Here is an 18,550-nt window from a genome sequence, read left to right on the forward strand (position 1 = left end):
AAGTGTACATCCTGATCCTGCCGGGCTTCGGCATCATCAGCCACATCGTCTCGACCTTCTCCAAGAAGCCGGTGTTCGGCTACCTGGCGATGGCCTACGCGATGGTCGCCATCGGCTTCGTCGGCTTCGTCGTGTGGGCGCACCACATGTACACCGTCGGCATGAGCATCAACCTGCGCGCCTACTTCGTGGCCGCCACGATGATCATCGCCGTCCCGACCGGCGTGAAGATCTTCAGCTGGATCGCCACGATGTGGGGCGGCTCGCTGGACTTCAAGACGCCGATGCTCTGGGCGATCGGCTTCATCTTCCTGTTCACGGTCGGCGGCGTCACCGGCGTCGTCCTGTCGAACGCCGGCATCGACTACAGCCTGCACGACACCTACTACGTGGTGGCGCACTTCCACTACGTGCTGTCGCTGGGCGCGGTGTTCGCCATCTTCGCGGGCTTCTACTACTGGTTCGAGAAGATGTGGGGCGTGAAGTACAACGAGTTCCTCGGCGCCGCCCACTTCTGGGTGATGTTCATCGGGGTGAACCTGGTGTTCTTCCCGCAGCACTTCCTGGGCCTGCAGGGCATGCCGCGTCGCTACATCGACTATCCGGAAGCCTTCGCGAAGTGGAACTACGTCTCGTCGGTCGGCTACATGATCACTGTCGTCGGCGTGGGCATCTTCATGCTGGTGCTGATCGAGGCGGCCATCCGTCGCCGCAAGGCCGAGGCCAACCCGTGGGGCGAAGGCGCCACCACGCTGGAATGGACCCTGTCCTCGCCGCCGCCGTTCCACCAGTTCAGCGAACCGCCGGTGATCAAGGCGGACGACCACCACTAAGGCCGTCCGGACTGGACCAAGCGGGGGCGCGGTCGGGATCCAAGCAGGATCCGGGCCGCGCCCTTCGCCCTTCGAGCGAGACAGACACGTTCCGTAACGGACACCGATGAAGACCGCCGCCATGACCCCGGAAACCGCGTCGAGTTCGACGGCGGACGCCTCGCAAGCCGCGCGCTGGCAGGACTACTTCCAGCTGATGAAGCCGCGCGTCATGTCGCTGGTGGTGTTCACTGGCCTGACGGGGCTTCTGGCCGCCCGTGCGCCGATCCATCCGATCCTGGGCGCGGTGGCGGTGCTGTGCATCGCGATCGGCGCCGGCGCCTCGGGCGCCCTGAACATGTGGTACGACGCCGACATCGACCAGAAGATGCGCCGCACGCGCGGCCGTCCGGTGCCGGCCGGCAAGGTCAAGGGCGAGGAGGCCGCCTCGCTGGGCGTCGTTCTCAGCCTGCTTTCCGTGATGTTCCTGGGCTTCGCGATCAACTGGTTCGCGGCGGGCCTGCTGGCCTTCACCATCGTCTTCTACGCCGTCGTCTACACGATGTGGCTCAAGCGCTGGACGGCGCAGAACATCGTCATCGGCGGCCTGGCCGGGGCCCTGCCGCCCGCGATCGGCTGGGCCGCGGCCACGGGCCACGCGCCGCTGAACGCCTGGCTGATGGTCGCCATCATCTTCTTCTGGACGCCGCCCCACTTCTGGGCGCTGTCGCTGTACGTCACCACCGACTACGCCAAGGCCGGCGTGCCGATGCTGCCGGTGGTCAAGGGCGCGCGCGAGACCCGCAAGCAGATCCTGCTCTACAGCCTGGTCTTCGTTCCGATCTGCCTGGCGCCGGTGCTGACGGGCCTGGGCGGGCCGTTCTACCTGGCCGTGGCGGCCCTGGGCGGCGCCGTGTTCCTGCTGCTGGCCGCTCGGGTCTTCATGAGCAAGGCGGGCGACGCCGCCGATCCGCGCGTGGCCGACCGGGCCCTCTACGACGTCACCGAGGACGAACGCGCCGCCGGGGCGAAAGCCGCTCGCAATCTGTTCGCCTTCTCGATCCTTTACCTGTTCGCCCTGTTCGCCGCCCTGCTGGGCGAGGCCGTCGCCGGCGTCGGGGCCCTGGAGCTTCTCAAGTGAGCAAGTCGATCGACACGGACGCCGACAAGCAGGCCGCCAAGAAGGCGCGCGATGGCCGCAACATCGCGATCGGCCTGGGCCTGGCGGCGTTCGTCGTCCTGGTGTTCGTCGTCACCCTGGTGAGGCTCAGCGGCAATGTTCACCCGCACCCCTAAGGCTCCGAAGGCGCCCAAGGCGGCGCTGACCCCGCAGGAGGCCATGGCCCGCCGCAATGGCCGGGTCGCGCTGATCTGTGCGGCGGCCTTCTTCGGCATGGTCGGCGCGGCCTACGCGGCCGTTCCGCTCTACAAGCTGTTCTGCCAGGTCACGGGCTTCGATGGCACGGTGCGTAAGGCCGAGGTCAAGCCGACGCGGATCCTGGACCGCAAGGTCACCATCCGCTTCGACGCCAACATCCGCGAGCTGCCGTGGCAATTCCAGACCATGCAGGCGAGCCAGGACGTCCGCATCGGCGACACCGGCCTGGCCTTCTTCAAGGTCACCAACCCGACCGACAAGCCGATCACGGGCCGCGCGCTCTACAACGTCGTGCCGGAGTCGGCGGGGCCGTACTTCCAGAAGCTGGAGTGCTTCTGCTTCACCAGCCAGACGATCCAGCCTCACCAGACGGTGGAGTTCCCGGTCGTCTATTTCGTGGATCCCCAGTTCGCGGACGATCCCGAGACCAAGGGCAAGAACGAGATCACGCTTAGCTACACCTTCTTCCCGGCCGTCGAGGACGGGAAGGGCAAAACGGGTCAAGTCGCGGGCGCGACGACGCCTCGCATCGTCGAACCTCTTGGCGGCGCGCCGTCGAGAGGGCTATAGCTTTCAACAAGATCGCGGCGCGGGGGACCAGCGACCGCGCTCAGAAGGATAATAGGGGTAACCAGCAACATGGCCGGCGCCGTCAAACACGACTACCACATCCTTCCGCCCAGCCCCTGGCCGTTCGTCGGCTCCATGGCCGCGACCGTCATGGCCATCGGCCTGATCGGCTGGCTCAAGGGCGGCGTCCTGGGCATCGACAAGGGCAACTGGGCGATCTTCGCCGCGGGCCTGGCCGGGGTGCTCTACACCATGTTCGGCTGGTGGTCGGACGTGGCCAAGGAAGCCAAGGCCGGCGATCACACCCCGGTCGTCTCGATCGGCCTGCGCTACGGCATGATCCTGTTCATCGCCTCGGAAGTGATGTTCTTCGTGGCGTGGTTCTGGATGTTCTTCGAGATGGCGCTGTTCCATCATCACCGCACCCTGTCGGCGATCGAGGAAGTCCGCACCGCCTGGGCGACCTGGCCGCCGGCCGGCGTCGAGACCGTCTCGCCCTGGCACCTGCCGCTGGTCAACACCCTGACCCTGCTGCTGTCGGGCACGACCGTGACCTGGGCTCACCACGCGCTGCAGGTCGGCGACCGCAAGGGCGCCAAGTGGGGCCTGATCCTGACCATCCTGCTCGGCGTGCTGTTCACGACCATCCAGGTCTATGAGTACAGCCACATCAACCACGAGCACCTGTTCTACTCGGAAGCCGCCGCCAATTCGGGCCTCTATGGCTCGACCTTCTTCCTGGCCACCGGCTTCCACGGCTTCCACGTGTTCGTCGGCACGCTGTTCCTGATCGTCTGCCTGATCCGCCTGATGAACGGCGCCTTCACGCCCAAGCAGCACTTCGGCTTCGAGGCGGCGGCTTGGTACTGGCACTTCGTGGACGTCGTCTGGCTGTTCCTGTTCGCCTTCATCTACGTGATCTTCGGGGCCTCGGCCCACTAGATCGGATACTCCGATGGGGCCCGGAACGCCGACCAGCGTTCCGGGCCTTTTTCGTTTCAGAGGCTTCGAGCCATGACCAAGACCAATCCCTACGCCGCCGGCGCGCGCGGCCTGTGCCCCCACTGCGGCGAGGGCTATCTCTTTGACGGCTTCCTGAAGGTGGCGCCGACCTGCGAGGCGTGCGGCTTCGAGCTGGGCAAGTACGAGACCGGCGACGGCGCGGCGACCTTCGTGATCCTGATCGCCGGGACGGTCTGCGCGTTCGGGGCGCTGTTCTCGATGTTCGCCTGGAACTGGCCGGTCTGGCTGCTGCTGGTCGTCTGGCTGCCGGCCGTGTTCGTGATCACCCTGGGGCTGATGCGTCCGGCCAAGGGCCTGATGGTCGCCGCCCAGGTCGCGCAGAAGGCCTCGGAAGCCGGCCGCGACCATGTCTGATGTTTCGCCCAAGAAGGCCGGCTTTCCGGTCGGCCTGACGATCGCCACGGCGGTCGCGTTCGTGATCCTTTGTGGTCTGGGCGCCTGGCAGATCCAGCGTCTGCACTGGAAGGAAGGCGTTCTCGCCCGCATCGAGGCCCTGAAGACCGCTCCGGCCATGCCGCTCGTCCAGGTCCTGACGGCCAAGGCCCGCCCCGAGGACCTCGCCTGGACCCGGGTCAGCGTCGATTGCGGTGACGTGGCGGGCGAGCCCTTGCCCTTGGTCTACGGCGTCCGCGAGGGCGACGTGGTCTGGCGGGCCCAGGCGCCGTGCGCGGTGCTGGCCGGCCCCTACAACATGATCCTGGTCGACCGAGGCCTGGTCCCGGCCCTGAACGGCCAGGTCGCCCCGCCGCCGCGTTCGTTCGATCCGCCTCGCCGCGTGGTCGGCGTGCTCATTCCGGTCCGCCAACTCGGCGGCGATCGCGCCAAGGTCCTGGAGCGCTTCCCCGGCCGCAAGCCCGCGCCCCTGGTGCTGATGGCCGAGACCGAGACCCCCGCTCCTGCCGGAATCACGCCCGCGCCGCTTCCGGCAGAAATTTCCAATCGTCACCTCGAATACGCGCTGACGTGGTTTGGTCTTGCCGTGACCCTGCTGTTTATCTATGCCGCCATGCTCTGGCGGAGAGTGAGACCCTGATGCGTTACGTGTCGACCCGCGGGCAGTCCGCGCCCATTGGCTTCCTGGATGCGGTGCTGGCCGGCCTGGCCCCCGACGGCGGCCTCTACGTGCCGTCCGAGTGGCCGAGCTTCCGCTCGTCCGAGATCGCGGCCTTCGCCGGCAAGACCTACGCCGAGGTCGCCGCCGCCGTGGTCGGCAAGTTCGTCGGCGACGACATCCCCAAGGACGACCTGGCCCAGATGTGCGAGGAGGCCTACGCCACCTTCGCCCACACCGCCGTCGTTCCCTTGAAGCAGCTGGGCCCCAACCGCTTCCTGCTGGAGCTGTTCCACGGCCCGACCCTGGCCTTCAAGGACGTCGCCATGCAGCTGCTGGGCCGTCTCTACGACTATGTGCTCGAGCGCCAGTCGCGGAAGATGACCATCATCTGCGCCACCTCGGGCGACACCGGCGGCGCGGCCGTGGAGGCCTTCCGAGGCCGCAAGAACGCCCGCATCGTCGCGCTCTTCCCCGAAGGCCGGATCAGCGAAGTGCAGCGCCGCTTCATGACCACGGCCGCCGACGCCAATGTCGCCTGCATCTCGGTGCTGGGCTCGTTCGATGACTGCCAGCACATCGTCAAACAGGCCTTCCAGGACGACCAGTTCCGCCACGGCGTCGACCTGTCCGGCGTCAACTCGATCAACTGGGCCCGGATCGCGGCCCAGAGCGTCTACTACTTCACCGCCGCCGTGGCCCTGGGCGCGCCAGCCCGTGAAGTCGCGTTCGTGGTGCCGACCGGCAATTTCGGCGACGCCTACGCCGCCTTCGTCGCCAAGAAGCTGGGCCTGCCGGTCCACTCGATCACGGCGGCGACCAACTCCAACGACATCCTGGCCCGCGCCTTCGAGACCGGCCGCTACGCGCGCGGCGCGGTGGCCGCGACCCAGAGCCCGGCCATGGACATCCAGGTCGCCAGCAATTTCGAGCGCCTCTATTTCGAAGCCGTCCGCCGCGACGCCGTCGAGACCGAGCGCGCCTTCCGCGCCTTCGCCGACACCGGCCTCCTGGACATTCCGCCGGCCGCCCAGGCCTGGATGAAAGAGCTGTTCCGCGGCGCGTCGGTCAGCGAGGCCGACACCGCCAAGACCATGCTCTCGACGCTGAACGAGACCGGTGAGATCGTCGATCCGCACACCGCCGTCGGCCTCGCCGCCGCGCGGGGTGTCGATGTCCCGGCGTCGGTGCCCGTCGTGGTGCTGTCGACCGCCCACCCGGCCAAGTTCCCCGAAGCCGTCGAGGCCGCCACCGGCGTCCCGCCGGTCACGCCGCGCGCCACGCCGGATCTCTCCAAGAAACCGGAGAAGTTCGAGCGCCTGCCGGCCGACGGCGCGGCCGTGAAGGCGTTCGTCCGCACCTTCGCGGCGACGACCTGACGGCGATCCGCGCCGCGCAGTGGTCGCGGGGGCGTTTAGCGACTATATGCAGCGCCCCCTTCCTCTCCCCCGTTTTTCGGGGGAGGCGTAAAAAGAGCTGAATGACCGCCACTCTCCGCACCCTGAAGAACGGCGTCCGCGTCGTCTGTGATCCGATGCCGGGCCTCGAAACCCTGGCGCTCAGCGTCGTCGCCGGCCGCGGCGCGGCCTACGAGGATCCCGCGCGGTCGGGCTGGTCGCATCTGCTGGAGCACATGGTGTTCAAGGGCGCGGGCCAGCGCTCGGCCCGCGACATCGTCGAGGTGATCGAAAGCGCCGGCGGCTCGATCAACGCCGCCACCGGCTATGAACGCACCAGCTTCCAGGTCCGGGCGCTGCGCGGCGGGCTCGATCTGGGCATGGACGTGATCGCCGACCTCGTGCGGCGGCCGACGCTGGACCCCGCCGACCTCGCCCGCGAGAAGCAGGTGGTGGCGCAGGAGATCGCCGAGGCGGCCGACGCCCCCGACGATTACGTCTTCGACCTGATCCAGAAGGCCAGCTGGGGCGACCATCCGGTGGGCCGTCCGATCCTGGGGAGCGACCAGACGGTCGAGGCCGCCACCGTCGAGGCCCTGTCTGACTGGCGCGCCGCGCTCTACGCCGCCGATCGCCTGGTCGTCAGCGCCACGGGCGCGGTCGAGGAGGCCGAGCTGATGGCCGCCGCCGAGCGGGCCTTCGGCGACCTGCCGGCGGCGCCCGGTGCGGCGGTCCCGGAGGCGGCCGAATTCATCGGCGGTCCGGAGGCCGAGGCCCGCAAGCTGGAGCAGAGCCACCTCGTTTTCATGCTGCCCGCCTGCGGCTCGCGCGACGCGGACTACTTCGCCCTGCGCATCTTCGCCGAGGTGCTGGGCGGGGGCATGTCTTCGCGCCTGTTCCAGGAAGCCCGTGAAAAGCGCGGCCTCGCCTACAATATCGACGCCTATGCCGACACCTACGCCGACCATGGCGCCCTGGGCGTCTACGCAGGCTGCGCGGCCTCCGACGCCGTCGAGACCGCCAAGGTCTGCGCGGCCGAGGTCGCCAAGCTGGTCGAGCATATCGACGACGCCGAGCTGGCCCGCGCCAAGGCCCAGCTGAAGGCCCACATGTTCATGGCCCGCGAGCAGCCGCTGTCGCGCGCCGAGCAGGGGGCGGGGCAGGTGCTGCTGTTCGATCGCCTCTACGCGCCGCGCGCGCTGGCCGCCGAGGTCGACGCGGTGACCGCCGAGGACGTGGCCCGACTGGGCCGCCGGCTGGTGGCGGGGCGGGCCGCGTCGGCGGTGCTGGGCGCCAAGGGCTCGCTGAAGGCCGGCGAGGCGTTCGGCAAGACACTGTTCTCGGCCGCCTGAGTCGCAAGCGCACGATGCTCCCCTCGTTTCTCAAGCCCCGCCCCTTTCTGCGGCTGCAGGGAAAGAGCGTCTATCTGCGGCCGCCGAAGCTCGCCGACTATCGCGCCTGGGCGGCGCTGCGGGGGCGTTCGCGGCCGTTCCTCGAGCCGTGGGAGCCGGTCTGGCCGGAACATGACCTGACCCGCGCCGCGTTCCGGGCGCGGCTGGCGGCCTATGCCCGCGAGATGGAGCAGGACGACGCCTATCCGTTCTTCGTCTTCCGGCGCGCCGACGACGCCCTGGTCGGCGGCGTGCGGCTTTTCCATGTGCGACGTGGCGTCGCCCAGACCGGGACGATCGGCTACTGGGTCGGGCAGCCTTTCGCTCGCCAAGGCCACACGCGCGACGCCGTCGAGACCCTGATCCGCTTTGCCTTCAAGGGCTTGGGCCTCCACCGGCTGGAAGCCGCCTGCATGCCCGAAAACGCCCCGTCGGCCGCGCTGCTTCTCAAATGTGGCTTTTCCGAGGAAGGATATGCGCGGGGTTATTTGAAAATTAACGGCGATTGGCGAGATCATCGTCTGTTCGGCTTGGTGGCGCCTGAGTAAGTAGGGGCGGCGCGGCCGACACTGTGGGACGGGTATGTCTTTTCGGCCAGGCGAGCGACGAATCTGGGATACGACCGCGACGCTCGAGGCGTTGGGCGGAGCCGACGTCGCGCTCTGGATCTGGGAGCCGGACGCCGACCGCCTGCGCCTGAACGGCGCGGCGCGCGCGCTGGGCCTTGGCCCCCTGGCCCCCGAATGTTCGTCCGCGGCGTTCCGCGCCCTGGCCCTGCCGCAGGACCGCGCCCAGGCCGAGGAAGTTCTCAAGGTTCGCGAGCCGGGCCAACCGGTGGTGGCCCGCTTCCGTGTCCGGGGCGGCGAGGTCTGCCTGTGGCGCGGGGTCTGGCTGGAAGAGGGCGTGCGCGCCGCCGGCGTCGTCGCGGCTGAAACCAAGTTCGCGGGCTCCGAGCGTTGCGATCTGACCGGGCTGCTCGACCGCCGCGGCTTCATCGCCCGCGCCCGCGAGCGCCTGGCCGAGCCGGGCGCGCATGAGCTGGTCGTGGCGGACCTCGATCGCCTGCGCCGGCTCAACGAGGCGCTGGGCCACGATCGCGCGGATCTGGTGCTGGCCGCGCTGGGCTCGCGGCTCGCGGCCGCCTTCCCCGCCGACTCCATTCTTGGCCGGATCGGCGAGGACGAGTTCGCCGTGCTGTGCCGGCCCGATGGCTACCAGCCCGCGGAGATGCTGCGCGAGGCGCTGGAGCAACCCCTGCGGATCGCCGGCTTCGACATTCACCCCACCCTTTCCGTCGGCGGCGTGTCGGCCGAAGGCGGGCTTGAGGCGCCGCATCCCGTCGAACTGCTGCGTCGCGCCGAACTGGCCGTCGAGGCGGCGGGATCGGCGGGGCGGGGCGGGGCGGCGGCGTACGGCCGCGCCATGGAGACCGACGGCCTGTCGCGCCTGGCGCTGGAGGCCGACCTGCGCGGCGCGATCGGGCGCGGCGAGATCCGGCCCTACTTCCAACCCGTCGTGCGCCTGTCCACCGGCGCGCTGTCCGGCTTCGAAGCCCTCGCCCGCTGGATCCACCCGCGCCGGGGCATGCTGCCGCCCGACGAGTTCCTGCCCCTGATCGAGGAGATGGGGCTGATGAGCGAGCTGGGCGCGCACATGATGCACGCGGCGGCGCGCCAGCTGTCGGTCTGGCGCGACTGCCACCCGGCGATGAGCGCCATGACCGTCAGCGTCAACCTGTCGACGGGCGAGATCGACCGACCCGGCCTGGTGGACGACGTCGCCCAGACCCTGCGCGAGAACAACCTGCCGCGCGGGGCCCTGAAGCTGGAAGTGACGGAAAGCGACATCATGCGCGACCCGGAGCGCGCCGCCGTGATCCTTCGCACCCTGCGCGACGCCGGGGCGGGCCTGGCGCTCGACGACTTCGGCACGGGCTTCTCGTCGCTGTCGTACCTGACGCGCCTGCCGTTCGACACGCTGAAGATCGACCGCTACTTCGTCCGCACCATGGGGACCAACGCCGGCTCGGCCAAGATCGTCCGGTCGGTCGTCAAGCTGGGCCAGGATCTCGACCTGGAAGTCGTCGCCGAGGGCGTGGAGAACGCCCAGATGGCCCGCGCGCTGCAGGACCTGGGCTGTGACTACGGCCAGGGCTTCGGCTATGCGCCGGCCCTCTCGCCGCAAGAGGCCGAAGTCTACCTCAACGAAGCCTATGTCGACGGCGCCGCGCCGGTGAAGGCGCGGGGATAAGCAGCTTTCCTCCCCCTCCTGGGGGAGGTGGCCCGGAGGGCCGGAGGGGGTAACTCAGCCCAGGCCAGCGAAGCCCCCTCAGTCGCGGAGTTTATCCTCGGGCCGACCTGCGGTCGGTCCCGGGGGCGACAGCTCCCCCAGAGGGGGAGCAGACTTACTCCCTAAGCCCGTCCGGCCGTCGCCGACAGGTGGTCGGCGCTGATCCCCAGCTTGGCGAGGGCTCGCGTCCATTTCTGCTCGTGGTCCTCGCCAAACAGCAGGCCCTCGTCGGCGTCGCAGATCAGCCAGACATTGTCTCGCAGTTCCTGCTCGAGCTGGCCAGGTCCCCAGCCGGCGTAGCCCAGCGCCAGCATCGCCTTGCGCGGGCGGCGCATGGGGCTGGCCATGGCGTCCAGCACGTCGCGGGTCGCGGTCAGGCCCACGCCCTCGGCGACGGGCAGGGTCGAGTCCGGCGAGTGGAAGTCGTCGGTATGAAGGACGAAGCCCCGCTCCCGCTCGATCGGGCCGCCCAGCAGGACCAGATCGCGCGGCGCCTGGATGTCAGACGCGATCCCCAGCCGCTCAAGCAAAGCATGGACGGTCAGGCCCTCGACAGGACGATTGACCGCCAGGCCCATGGCCTGCTCCTCGTCGTGGCCGCACAGATAGAGCACGGTCCGCTCGAAGCGCGGATCCTCGATGCCCGGCATCGCCACCAGGAGCCGGCCGGTCAGGAACTCGCCCTCGTCGTCATCGATCAAGCTGGCCATGGGGGGAGCATTGGCCCTCCGCGTGACGCTTTCAAGTCCGCCGCCGCAGAAACCGCCTGGCGCGGCGCCGTCAAACCGTCGCTTGGCGGCGGCGCGCCGGGGGGATATCTCCAGGCCTTCCATCCCACACCAGAGGAACACGGCCCATGACGATCAAGGTTGGCGACACGCTCCCGGCGGCGACTTTCATGACCAGCACGGCCGAAGGGCCGGCGCCGATCAGCACCGACGACATCTTCAAGGGCAAGACCGTGGCGCTGTTCGCCGTGCCGGGCGCCTTCACCCCGACCTGCTCGGCCAAGCACCTGCCGGGCTTCAAGGACCACGCGGCCGACCTGAAGGCCAAGGGCGTGGATGCGATCGCCTGCGTCTCGGTCAACGACGTCTTTGTGATGAAGGCCTGGGGCAAGGACCAGGGCATCGACGGGGAGGTGCTGCTGCTGGCTGACGGCAACGGCGACTTCACCCGCGCCATCGGTCTCGACTTCGACGGCAGCAAGTTCGGCATGGGCGCGCGCTCGCAGCGCTATTCGCTGATCGCCAAGGACGGCGTCGTCACCCAGCTGAACGTCGAGGAAGCCGGCCAGTTCAAGGTCTCGTCGGCCGAGTACCTGCTGGAGCAGCTGTAAGCTTCGGTCCGAGCGTCGCCCTCGCGCCATGCGTGCGAGGGCGGACGCCGACTCCTTTTTTGGTCGCCTGCCAGTTGAGGCTGGGCCATGCTGGCGCTGCGTGACCGTGCCGGCGCGCGTTTGCTGCGAAAAACGCTATCGCGATAATAAAAGTCCTGGACTCTCGTAACGCTCTCGCTTAGATAATTCCTTATCGCGATAATCGTTGTCGCAAGATCAATGAGGATGATCATGAGCCAGTCGAAACAAGCTTCCCGCCGTGGGCTGATGACCGCTGGTCTCGGCCTGGCCGCCGCGGCCGCCGCCGCCCCCCTGGCCGCTCAGGCCGCTCAGGCGGCTTCGCCGAAGCCCGCCCCCAAGCCGCATGCCGCCCACCGCGCCCAGAGCGGCTTCGTCACCACGAAGGACGGCGTCCAGATCTTCTACAAGGACTGGGGGCCCAAGGTCGCCCAGCCGATCGTGTTCCACCACGGCTGGCCGCTCAGCGCCGACGACTGGGACGCCCAGATGATGTTCTTCCTGCTGAAGGGCTATCGCGTCATCGCCCATGACCGCCGCGGCCACGGGCGCTCGACCCAGACCGACACCGGCAACGAGATGGACACCTACGCCGCCGACGTCATCGCCCTGACCGATCATCTGGACCTGAAGAACGCCTTCCACGTCGGCCACTCCACGGGCGGCGGCGAGGCGATCCACTACGCCGCCCGCGCCAAGCCGGGCCGGGTGGGCAAGGTCGTGCTGATCGGCGCGGTGCCGCCGATCATGCTGAAGACGCCGGCCAACCCGGGCGGCCTGCCGATCGAGGTCTTCGACGGCTTCCGCTCGGCCCTGCTGGCCAACCGCGCCCAGTTCTTCCGCGACATTCCGGAGGGTCCGTTCTTCGGCTTCAACCGTCCTGGCGCGAAGGTTAGCCAGGGCCTGATCGACAACTGGTGGCGCCAGGGCATGGCCGGCGGCGCCAAGGCCCACTACGACTGCATCAAGGCCTTCTCGGAGACCGATTTCACGCCGGACCTGAAGAAGGTCGACGTCCCGGTCCTGATCATGCACGGCGAGGACGACCAGATCGTCCCGATCGCCGATAGCGCCCACTTGGCCATCAAGCTGGTCAAGAAGGGCACGCTGAAGACCTATCCGGGCCTGCCGCACGGCATGGCCTCGACCCACCCCGAGGTCATCAACGCCGACCTGCTGGCCTTCTTCAAGGCGTAAGGGCGGACGAGATATAGCTGTGTCATCCCGGCCGTAGCGAAGCGGAGAGCCGGGACCCAGGGCAGCCGCAATGCGCTTGGCCCCTGGGTCCCGGATAGCCTCTTCGAGGCTTCCGGGATGACACGCTGTTTTTTGCGTTTAAGTGACTCTGAGCCCCCAGGACCTCCGCCGTCATCGCCTCCAGACGCCGAGTATCTGCTGGATCAGCTGTAGTCTTTCCGGTCTTCCCTCCTCCGGGCGGGGGAAGGGCGGCTCAGCGGCCTTGGTCCAGCTTCAGCAACTTGACCACGTTGTCGTGCAGCACCAGCTTCTCCTCGGCGGCCGTCAGGCCCAGGGCGCGGACCGCCTTCAAGGCTTCGGCGGGGCTGTCCACGGGCCAGTCCGAACCGAACAGCACGTGGTCCATGCCGTGTCGGCGCAGGGTCCAGACCAGTTCCGGCGCCACCGGTGATCCCGCATAGGCCGGGGCGATGGCCGAGACGTCCAGCCAGACGTTGCCGCCGCGACCCAGCTTCCGCAGCGTCGCCAGGCTCTGGAACTCGCGGAATTCCGTGAAGCCCATGTGGGCGAAGATGAAATTCGTGCCCGGCTGCTGGAACGACAGCATCATCAGCTTCCCCGGCTGGTTGGTGTCCAGCGGGTTGTAGCTGTCGAACAGCACGGCCATGCCTAGCTGGCCGGCCTTCTCGGTCACGCGGGCCACGGCCGGGTCGGCGACATCCAGCTGCTGGCTGTTGGGATGCAGCTTGATCTCCCGGACGCCCAGCCGCGCCAGGCGCTCCAGCTCCGCCAGCGCCGCATCGCCGTCCGCCGGATGGACCGAGGCGATGGGATAGAAATGGTCAGGATCGGCCGCCACCGCCGCCAGGAGGGCGTCGTTGAGGGCGCGTGTGGCGGGCATATCGCCCTTGTCGGCCATGACGATCAGGGCGCTGCGCTGGACGCCGGCGGCCGCGTCCAAGGCCCGCAGAGCCGCCGTGCCCATCGGATGGGCGTCGGTCAGGCCGTTGGTCGGGCTCGTCCGCAGGTGGGCGTGGGTGTCGATCACCGGCCCCGCGTAGCGGTCCGCCGCCAGGGTGGTCCCGCCTGAAAGGACCGTCGCGACGGCCGCGACGGCCGCGACGGCCAGGCCAAGAGCTTTGCGCATGCTTCCTCCCAGAGTGGCGGGGAAGCTAGATCAAGCCGAACGCGACCGCCCGTTACCTTTGTTTCATCAAGCCCCCAGCACCTCCGGCGTCATCGCTTCCAGGTCCTCCGCGCCGAGCATCACGCCCGCGGCCGCGCCCGGAACCTGCGCCAAGACGCTTTCGGCGAAGACACGGGCCAGGGCGCGCTTGCTTTCGGCCCAGGCCGCATCGGCCTCGCCGGCCGCCGCCAGGGCGCCCTTGGCCAGCATCCAGCCGCCGACCACGTCGCCCAGCAGCTTCAGATAGGCCGTGGCCCCCGACAGGGCGTCCGGCATGGCCTTGGCGCGGCGCTCGATCAGCCAGGCGGTGGCGCTGGCGGCGGCGTCGAGCGCGGCCTCCATGCGCAGCCCCACGCCCTTCAGGTCCGAGCCCTTCAGGTCTTGGATCGTGTCGCGGATGTCGTCCATCAGGTCGGCGATCGCCTGGCCCTCGCCCATCGACAGCTTTCGGCCGATCAGGTCGATGGCCTGGATGCCGTTGGTGCCTTCGTAGATCGGGGCGATGCGAGCGTCGCGATAGTGCTGGGCCGCGCCGGTCTCCTCGATGAAGCCCATGCCGCCGTGGATCTGCACGCCCTGCGAGGCGACCCAGACGCCGACGTCGGTCGACCAGGCCTTGGCGATCGGGGTCAGCAGCTCCTCGCGCAGCTTGGCGCTGCCGCGCGTCGTCTCGTCGGCGGCGGCGCGCGCCAGGTCGGCGGCGACGGCGGTCGACAGGCAGATGCCCCGCGCCGCCTCGATGTGGGCCTTCATCAGGACGAGGCTGCGGCGCACGTCGGGATGGTCGAACAGGCGCGAAGGATAGGCGCCCGTCCACGCCGAGCGGCCCTGGGCGCGGTCCTGGCTGAAGGCCAGAGCCTGCTGATAGGCGCGCTCGGCGATGGCGGTCCCTTGCGTCCCGACCTGCAGCCGCGCGGCGTTCATCATCGTGAACATGTTGGGCAGGCCCTGGCCCAGCCCGCCGACCAGCTCGGCCTTGGCGCCCTCGAACAGCATCACGCAGGTTGGCGAGCCGTGGATGCCCAGCTTGTGCTCCAGCCCGCCGACCCGCAGGGCGTTGGCCTCGCCGAGCGTCCCGTCCTCGCCGACCAGCACCTTGGGGGCCAGGAACAGCGAGACGCCCTTCACGCCGGGAGGGGCGTCGGGCGTGCGGGCCAGGACCAGGTGGACGATGTTGTCGGCGGCGTCGTGGTCGCCCCAGGTGATGTAGATTTTCTGGCCGGTGATCCGCCAGCCGCCCTCGCCATCCGGCGTGGCCACGGTGGTCAGGGCCGCCAGGTCAGAGCCGGCCTGAGGCTCGGTCAGGTTCATGGTGCCGGTCCATTCGCCGGAGACCAGCTTGGGCAGATAGAGCGCCTTCTGGCGGTCCGAACCGTGGTGGTCGAGGGCCTCGATCGCGCCGAGACTCAGCATCGGGCAGAGGCCGAACGCCATGTTGGCCGCCTGGATCATCTCCAGCACCGCGACCTCCAGCGTCTTGGGCAGGCCCTGGCCGCCGTGCTCCGGAGCCGCCGCGAGGCCGGCCCAGCCGCCCTCGGCGAACTGCTTGTAGGCGTCGGCGAAGCCTGGCGCGCAGCGCACCACGCCGTTCTCGAGCTTGGCGCCGACCAGGTCGCCCTGGCGGTTCAGCGGCGCCAGCACATCGGCCGCGAAGGCGCCGGCCGCCTCGAGCACCGCCGCCACCGTGTCGGCGTCCGCTTCGGGGAAGGCGTCGGCCAACCGGTCGAAGCCCGCCGCATGGCGCAGCGAAAAGGCGAGGTCACGGACGGGGGCGCGGAAGGTCATGCCGACGAACTCCAGGTTATCGGCGTTTTCTTTAGGCGCGTGGGCTCGCGACGCAAAGCCGGCCACAGATTTGTTCGCCAGGTAACGATCTCGTGATCCGTCGGGCCTTCAAAGCTATGCTGGAGTGATTAAGTCGGGGAACCGTAACTAGTCCTGTTCTAGTTCGAAGGAGACACTGCCCGATGTTCCGTCCTTACGCCTATGCCGCCCTCGCGGCGACCCTGCTCGCCGCCCCGGCCGCCCTGGCCGCGCCGGGCGTCACCTCCACCAAGCCCGCCGACCTGCCGGCCGGCCACTACGTGCTCGACAAGACCCACGCCTCGGTCGTGGCCAAGATCAAGCACATGGGCTTCTCGAACTACCAGTTCCGCTTCACCAAGGTCGACGCCAGCTTCGACTATGATCCCAAGGCCCCGCAGGACGCCAAGATCAAGGTGACCATCGATCCGGGTTCGATCGACACCGCCACCGGCGCCGACGAGTTCGGCCTGAAGTTCAACAAGGAGCTGGCCGGCGACGGCTGGCTGGAAGCCAACAAGTTCCCGACGGCCACCTTCGTCTCGACCAAGGTCGAGCCGGGCGCGGGCCAGACCGGCAAGGTCTATGGCGACTTCACCCTGCACGGCGTGACCAAGCCGATCGTGCTGGACGTCACCTTCAACGGCGTCGGCTCCAGCTTCGCCCCGGGCAGCGTCAAGACCGGCTTCTCGGCCTCGACGACGATCAAGCGTTCGGACTACGGCGTCACCAAGTACGTCCCGCTGGTCGGCGACGACGTCGCGCTGAGCATCGAAGTCGAGTTCGACAAGAAGTAAGCTATTGGCGCGCCGCGCCGGTCCCGTGGGATCGGCGCGGCGCGTTTCTTCCACGACTGCCCGGAGTACCCGATGGCCGCGACCCGCACGCGCTACACCACGGTGGCGATTGTTCTTCACTGGCTGATCGCCGCGGCCATCATCTTCCAGATCATCATCGGCTGGCGCATGGGCGACGGGCCCAAGGGCTCGCCGACGACCTTCGCCCTGTTCCAGCTGCACAAGTCGATCGGCTTCACGATCCTGCTGCTCAGCGTGGCGCGCCTGGCCTGGCGAATCTTCAACCGCACCCCGGCGCCGCCGGTCCACCAGCCGCGCTGGGAACAGATCGCCTCGAAGCTCGTGCATGTGGGCTTCTACGTGATCATGATCGGCCTGCCGCTGACCGGCTGGATCCTGGTCTCGACCAGCCGCGTGGTGGTGCCGACCCTGTGGTGGGGCGTGATTCCGTGGCCGCACCTGCCGGGCCTGCCCGAGCTGGCCGCCGGTCCCAAGCACGCCTGGCACGAGTTCGGCGAGATCGGTCACGGCGTCCTTGTGAAGCTGACCTATCTGCTGCTGCTCCTGCACCTGGGCGCGGTGGCCAAACACCAGGTGCTCGACAAGGACGAGGTGTTCCAGAACATGGCCCCGGGCGCCAAGCCAGGCCTGAAGGAGCCGCGCGCCTGGCTGGCCGCCGCCGGTCTCGCCGCCGTGGTCGCCGCCGCCTACCTGTTCACCCCGACGGTCAAGGCCGCCAAGCCGGTGGCCCTGCCGCCGCCGCCCGCCGAGGCCGCGGCGCCGGCCGAGCCCGCCGCGCCCGCGCCTGTCGAGCAGGCCGCTCCGGCCGCCGAAACCGCCAAGCCTGAAGCCGCCGCCGTCGAAGCCCCGCCCGCGCTCAAGGATCCCGTCGCCTGGACCGTCCAGAAGGGCGCCAGCCTGACCTTCTCGGCCACCTGGTCCGGGACGCCGGTCGAGGGGCGCTTCAACCGCTGGACCGCAGACATCCTGTTCTCGCCCGACGCCCTGGACCGCTCGAAGCTGACGGTCAGCGTCGACATGGCCTCGGCCGTCACCGGCGACGACCAGCGCGACCAGAGCCTGCCGAGCGGCGACTTCTTCGACACCGCGACCCACCCGAAGGCCACCTTCACGGCCACCAAGTTCCGCAAGGCGGGCGAGGGCCAGTATGTCGCCGACGGCACACTGGACCTGCGCGGCGTGAAAAAGCCGGTCAGCCTGCCGTTTTCCCTGAAGATCGTCGGCGACACGGCGACCGCGCGCGGTGTAACCACCCTCGACCGGACCACGTTCGGGGTTGGACAGGGCGAATGGGCGTCTACGGATCAGATCGCGGCCAAGGTGAAGGTCAGCTTCTCGCTGACCGCCAAGCGGAAATAGGCGCCGCCGCCGGCGCCTTGCGCGTCGGCGGTCTCGTCATCCTGCCGACCGAGACCGTGTATGGCCTGGGCGCCGACGCGGCCAATCCCACCGCCGTCGCGGCGATCTTCGAGGCCAAGGGCCGGCCGCGCTTCAACCCGCTGATCGCCCACGTCGCCGACCTGGAGACCGCCGAGCGGATCGCCGAGTTCGACCAGCGGGCGCGGGATCTCGCCCGCGAATTCTGGCCGGGGCCGCTGACCATCGTCGCGCCGATCAGGGACGCCTCGGCGGTCTGCGACCTGGCCCGCGCCGGCCTCGACACCGTCGCCATCCGCGTGCCGCGCCATCCGATCTCCCGCGCCGTGCTGGCCGCGTTCGGCGGCGCCGTGGTCGCGCCCTCGGCCAACCGCTCAGGTCGTCCCAGCCCCACCACCTATGCCGACGCCGTGTCCGAGACCGGCGACAAGGCGGCCGCGGCGCTGGACGGCGGGCCGTGCGCGGTGGGCCTGGAGTCGACCGTCGTCTCCGTGCTGGACGGGCAGGCCCGCCTGCTGCGGCCGGGCGCCGTGACCCGCGTCCAGCTGCAGCAGATCGTCGGCCCCTTGGCCGAGGCGGACGATGACGCCAAGCGCTCGCCGGGGCGCCTGGCCCTGCACTACGCCCCGGACGCGCCGGTGCGGATCAACGCCAAGGCGGCCAAGCCAGGCGAAGCCTTCCTGGCCTTTGGCGGCGGGGCGAGCGGCGAGGGGGTGTTCAATCTCAGCCCCAGGGGCGATCTGGCCGAGGCGGCGGCGAACCTGTTCTCGTATCTTCGCGCCGCCGACCGCACCCACCCCTCGGCCATCGCCGTCGCGCCCATCCCCGAGGAGGGCCTGGGCGAGGCGATCAACGACCGGCTGCGTCGCGCGGCCGGCTTCATCGGCTAAAGGCCTCTTTC

General features: G+C 69.2%; 19 protein-coding genes. 16 read left to right on the forward strand and 3 right to left on the reverse strand.

The features are described 5' to 3' along the window. The 11 genes from DI526_RS07870 to DI526_RS07920 all read left to right on the forward strand — a co-directional run. A partial coding sequence (locus DI526_RS07870; RefSeq protein ID WP_304276282.1) for a cbb3-type cytochrome c oxidase subunit I occupies positions 1-833 on the forward strand: 833 nt, incomplete at its 5' end. A gap of 106 nt (positions 834-939) precedes the next feature. Then, positions 940-1,953 (forward strand): heme o synthase, encoded by a 1,014-nt coding sequence (locus DI526_RS07875; protein ID WP_304276285.1) that lies wholly within the window; start codon positions 940-942, stop codon positions 1,951-1,953. Further along, the gene (locus DI526_RS07880) at positions 1,950-2,108 is read left to right on the forward strand and encodes a hypothetical protein (RefSeq protein ID WP_304276286.1); all 159 of its coding nucleotides are present in this window, start codon (positions 1,950-1,952) and stop codon (positions 2,106-2,108) included. The genes DI526_RS07875 and DI526_RS07880 overlap by 4 nt, the downstream gene beginning before the upstream one ends. Next, complete coding sequence (locus DI526_RS07885) at positions 2,089-2,760, forward strand: cytochrome c oxidase assembly protein (protein ID WP_304276288.1); 672 nt, start codon at positions 2,089-2,091, stop codon at positions 2,758-2,760. The genes DI526_RS07880 and DI526_RS07885 overlap by 20 nt, the downstream gene beginning before the upstream one ends. Before the next feature lie 69 nt (positions 2,761-2,829). Then, positions 2,830-3,702, forward strand: coding sequence for a cytochrome c oxidase subunit 3 (locus tag DI526_RS07890; protein WP_304276290.1), 873 nt, complete (start codon positions 2,830-2,832; stop codon positions 3,700-3,702). A 72-nt stretch (positions 3,703-3,774) separates the two neighbouring features. Beyond that, on the forward strand, positions 3,775-4,137 hold the full coding sequence (locus tag DI526_RS07895) for a DUF983 domain-containing protein (RefSeq protein ID WP_304276292.1): 363 nt from the start codon (positions 3,775-3,777) through the stop codon (positions 4,135-4,137). After that, positions 4,130-4,816, forward strand: a complete 687-nt coding sequence (locus DI526_RS07900) for an SURF1 family protein (protein ID WP_304276293.1) — start codon at positions 4,130-4,132, stop codon at positions 4,814-4,816. The genes DI526_RS07895 and DI526_RS07900 overlap by 8 nt, the downstream gene beginning before the upstream one ends. After that, positions 4,816-6,213, forward strand: a complete 1,398-nt coding sequence (gene thrC, locus DI526_RS07905) for a threonine synthase (protein WP_304276295.1) — start codon at positions 4,816-4,818, stop codon at positions 6,211-6,213. Before DI526_RS07900 ends, thrC begins: the two co-directional genes overlap by 1 nt. A gap of 101 nt (positions 6,214-6,314) precedes the next feature. Beyond that, positions 6,315-7,583 (forward strand): pitrilysin family protein, encoded by a 1,269-nt coding sequence (locus DI526_RS07910; protein ID WP_304276297.1) that lies wholly within the window; start codon positions 6,315-6,317, stop codon positions 7,581-7,583. A 14-nt stretch (positions 7,584-7,597) separates the two neighbouring features. After that, a complete protein-coding gene (locus DI526_RS07915; RefSeq protein ID WP_304276298.1) occupies positions 7,598-8,170 on the forward strand; it encodes a GNAT family N-acetyltransferase in 573 nt (190 codons plus the stop codon). 34 nt (positions 8,171-8,204) lie between these two features. After that, on the forward strand, positions 8,205-9,872 hold the full coding sequence (locus DI526_RS07920; protein WP_304276299.1) for a bifunctional diguanylate cyclase/phosphodiesterase: 1,668 nt from the start codon (positions 8,205-8,207) through the stop codon (positions 9,870-9,872). A gap of 161 nt (positions 9,873-10,033) precedes the next feature. Here DI526_RS07920 and DI526_RS07925 read toward each other — a convergent pair whose 3' ends face one another. After that, a complete protein-coding gene (locus tag DI526_RS07925) occupies positions 10,034-10,621 on the reverse strand; it encodes a YqgE/AlgH family protein (protein ID WP_304276300.1) in 588 nt (195 codons plus the stop codon). 146 nt (positions 10,622-10,767) lie between these two features. Here DI526_RS07925 and DI526_RS07930 point away from each other — a divergent pair, with 146 nt between their 5' ends. Together DI526_RS07930 and DI526_RS07935 are read left to right on the forward strand one after the other, a co-directional pair. Continuing rightward, complete coding sequence (locus tag DI526_RS07930) at positions 10,768-11,250, forward strand: peroxiredoxin (protein WP_304276302.1); 483 nt, start codon at positions 10,768-10,770, stop codon at positions 11,248-11,250. Between the two features lie 231 nt (positions 11,251-11,481). Next, positions 11,482-12,465, forward strand: coding sequence for an alpha/beta fold hydrolase (locus DI526_RS07935; RefSeq protein WP_304276303.1), 984 nt, complete (start codon positions 11,482-11,484; stop codon positions 12,463-12,465). A gap of 253 nt (positions 12,466-12,718) precedes the next feature. On the opposite strand, the gene DI526_RS07940 is transcribed toward DI526_RS07935, so the two are convergent. Further along, complete coding sequence (locus DI526_RS07940) at positions 12,719-13,612, reverse strand: amidohydrolase family protein (RefSeq protein ID WP_304276305.1); 894 nt, start codon at positions 13,610-13,612, stop codon at positions 12,719-12,721. Between the two features lie 66 nt (positions 13,613-13,678). Then, positions 13,679-15,436, reverse strand: a complete 1,758-nt coding sequence (locus tag DI526_RS07945) for an acyl-CoA dehydrogenase (protein ID WP_304276306.1) — start codon at positions 15,434-15,436, stop codon at positions 13,679-13,681. A 182-nt stretch (positions 15,437-15,618) separates the two neighbouring features. On the opposite strand from DI526_RS07945, the gene DI526_RS07950 reads away from it, so the two are divergent. The 3 genes from DI526_RS07950 to DI526_RS07960 all read left to right on the forward strand — a co-directional run bounded on the left by DI526_RS07950 (position 15,619) and on the right by DI526_RS07960 (position 18,539). Further along, complete coding sequence (locus DI526_RS07950; RefSeq protein ID WP_304276307.1) at positions 15,619-16,251, forward strand: YceI family protein; 633 nt, start codon at positions 15,619-15,621, stop codon at positions 16,249-16,251. A 72-nt stretch (positions 16,252-16,323) separates the two neighbouring features. Next, complete coding sequence (locus tag DI526_RS07955) at positions 16,324-17,631, forward strand: YceI family protein (protein WP_304276309.1); 1,308 nt, start codon at positions 16,324-16,326, stop codon at positions 17,629-17,631. Next, entirely contained in the window at positions 17,562-18,539 is a 978-nt protein-coding gene (locus DI526_RS07960) for an L-threonylcarbamoyladenylate synthase (RefSeq protein ID WP_304276311.1), read from the forward strand. Before DI526_RS07955 ends, DI526_RS07960 begins: the two co-directional genes overlap by 70 nt. Positions 18,540-18,550: the final 11 nt, after the last annotated feature.

The sequence above is a fragment of the Caulobacter segnis genome (assembly GCF_003243465.1).
In the GTDB taxonomy this organism is placed as follows: domain Bacteria; phylum Pseudomonadota; class Alphaproteobacteria; order Caulobacterales; family Caulobacteraceae; genus Caulobacter; species Caulobacter segnis_A.

Coding starts and splice junctions, on each gene's coding strand:
- DI526_RS07915 (WP_304276298.1), top strand. CDS start 7,598: ATGCTCCCCTCGTTTCTCAAGCCCCGCCCCTTTCTGCGGCTGCAGGGA.
- DI526_RS07895 (WP_304276292.1), top strand. CDS start 3,775: ATGACCAAGACCAATCCCTACGCCGCCGGCGCGCGCGGCCTGTGCCCC.
- DI526_RS07945 (WP_304276306.1), bottom strand. CDS start 15,436: ATGACCTTCCGCGCCCCCGTCCGTGACCTCGCCTTTTCGCTGCGCCAT.
- DI526_RS07885 (WP_304276288.1), top strand. CDS start 2,089: ATGTTCACCCGCACCCCTAAGGCTCCGAAGGCGCCCAAGGCGGCGCTG.
- DI526_RS07960 (WP_304276311.1), top strand. CDS start 17,562: ATGGGCGTCTACGGATCAGATCGCGGCCAAGGTGAAGGTCAGCTTCTC.
- DI526_RS07900 (WP_304276293.1), top strand. CDS start 4,130: ATGTCTGATGTTTCGCCCAAGAAGGCCGGCTTTCCGGTCGGCCTGACG.
- DI526_RS07955 (WP_304276309.1), top strand. CDS start 16,324: ATGGCCGCGACCCGCACGCGCTACACCACGGTGGCGATTGTTCTTCAC.
- DI526_RS07920 (WP_304276299.1), top strand. CDS start 8,205: ATGTCTTTTCGGCCAGGCGAGCGACGAATCTGGGATACGACCGCGACG.
- thrC (WP_304276295.1), top strand. CDS start 4,816: ATGCGTTACGTGTCGACCCGCGGGCAGTCCGCGCCCATTGGCTTCCTG.
- DI526_RS07950 (WP_304276307.1), top strand. CDS start 15,619: ATGTTCCGTCCTTACGCCTATGCCGCCCTCGCGGCGACCCTGCTCGCC.
- DI526_RS07875 (WP_304276285.1), top strand. CDS start 940: ATGAAGACCGCCGCCATGACCCCGGAAACCGCGTCGAGTTCGACGGCG.
- DI526_RS07940 (WP_304276305.1), bottom strand. CDS start 13,612: ATGCGCAAAGCTCTTGGCCTGGCCGTCGCGGCCGTCGCGGCCGTCGCG.
- DI526_RS07935 (WP_304276303.1), top strand. CDS start 11,482: ATGAGCCAGTCGAAACAAGCTTCCCGCCGTGGGCTGATGACCGCTGGT.
- DI526_RS07930 (WP_304276302.1), top strand. CDS start 10,768: ATGACGATCAAGGTTGGCGACACGCTCCCGGCGGCGACTTTCATGACC.
- DI526_RS07925 (WP_304276300.1), bottom strand. CDS start 10,621: ATGGCCAGCTTGATCGATGACGACGAGGGCGAGTTCCTGACCGGCCGG.
- DI526_RS07890 (WP_304276290.1), top strand. CDS start 2,830: ATGGCCGGCGCCGTCAAACACGACTACCACATCCTTCCGCCCAGCCCC.
- DI526_RS07910 (WP_304276297.1), top strand. CDS start 6,315: ATGACCGCCACTCTCCGCACCCTGAAGAACGGCGTCCGCGTCGTCTGT.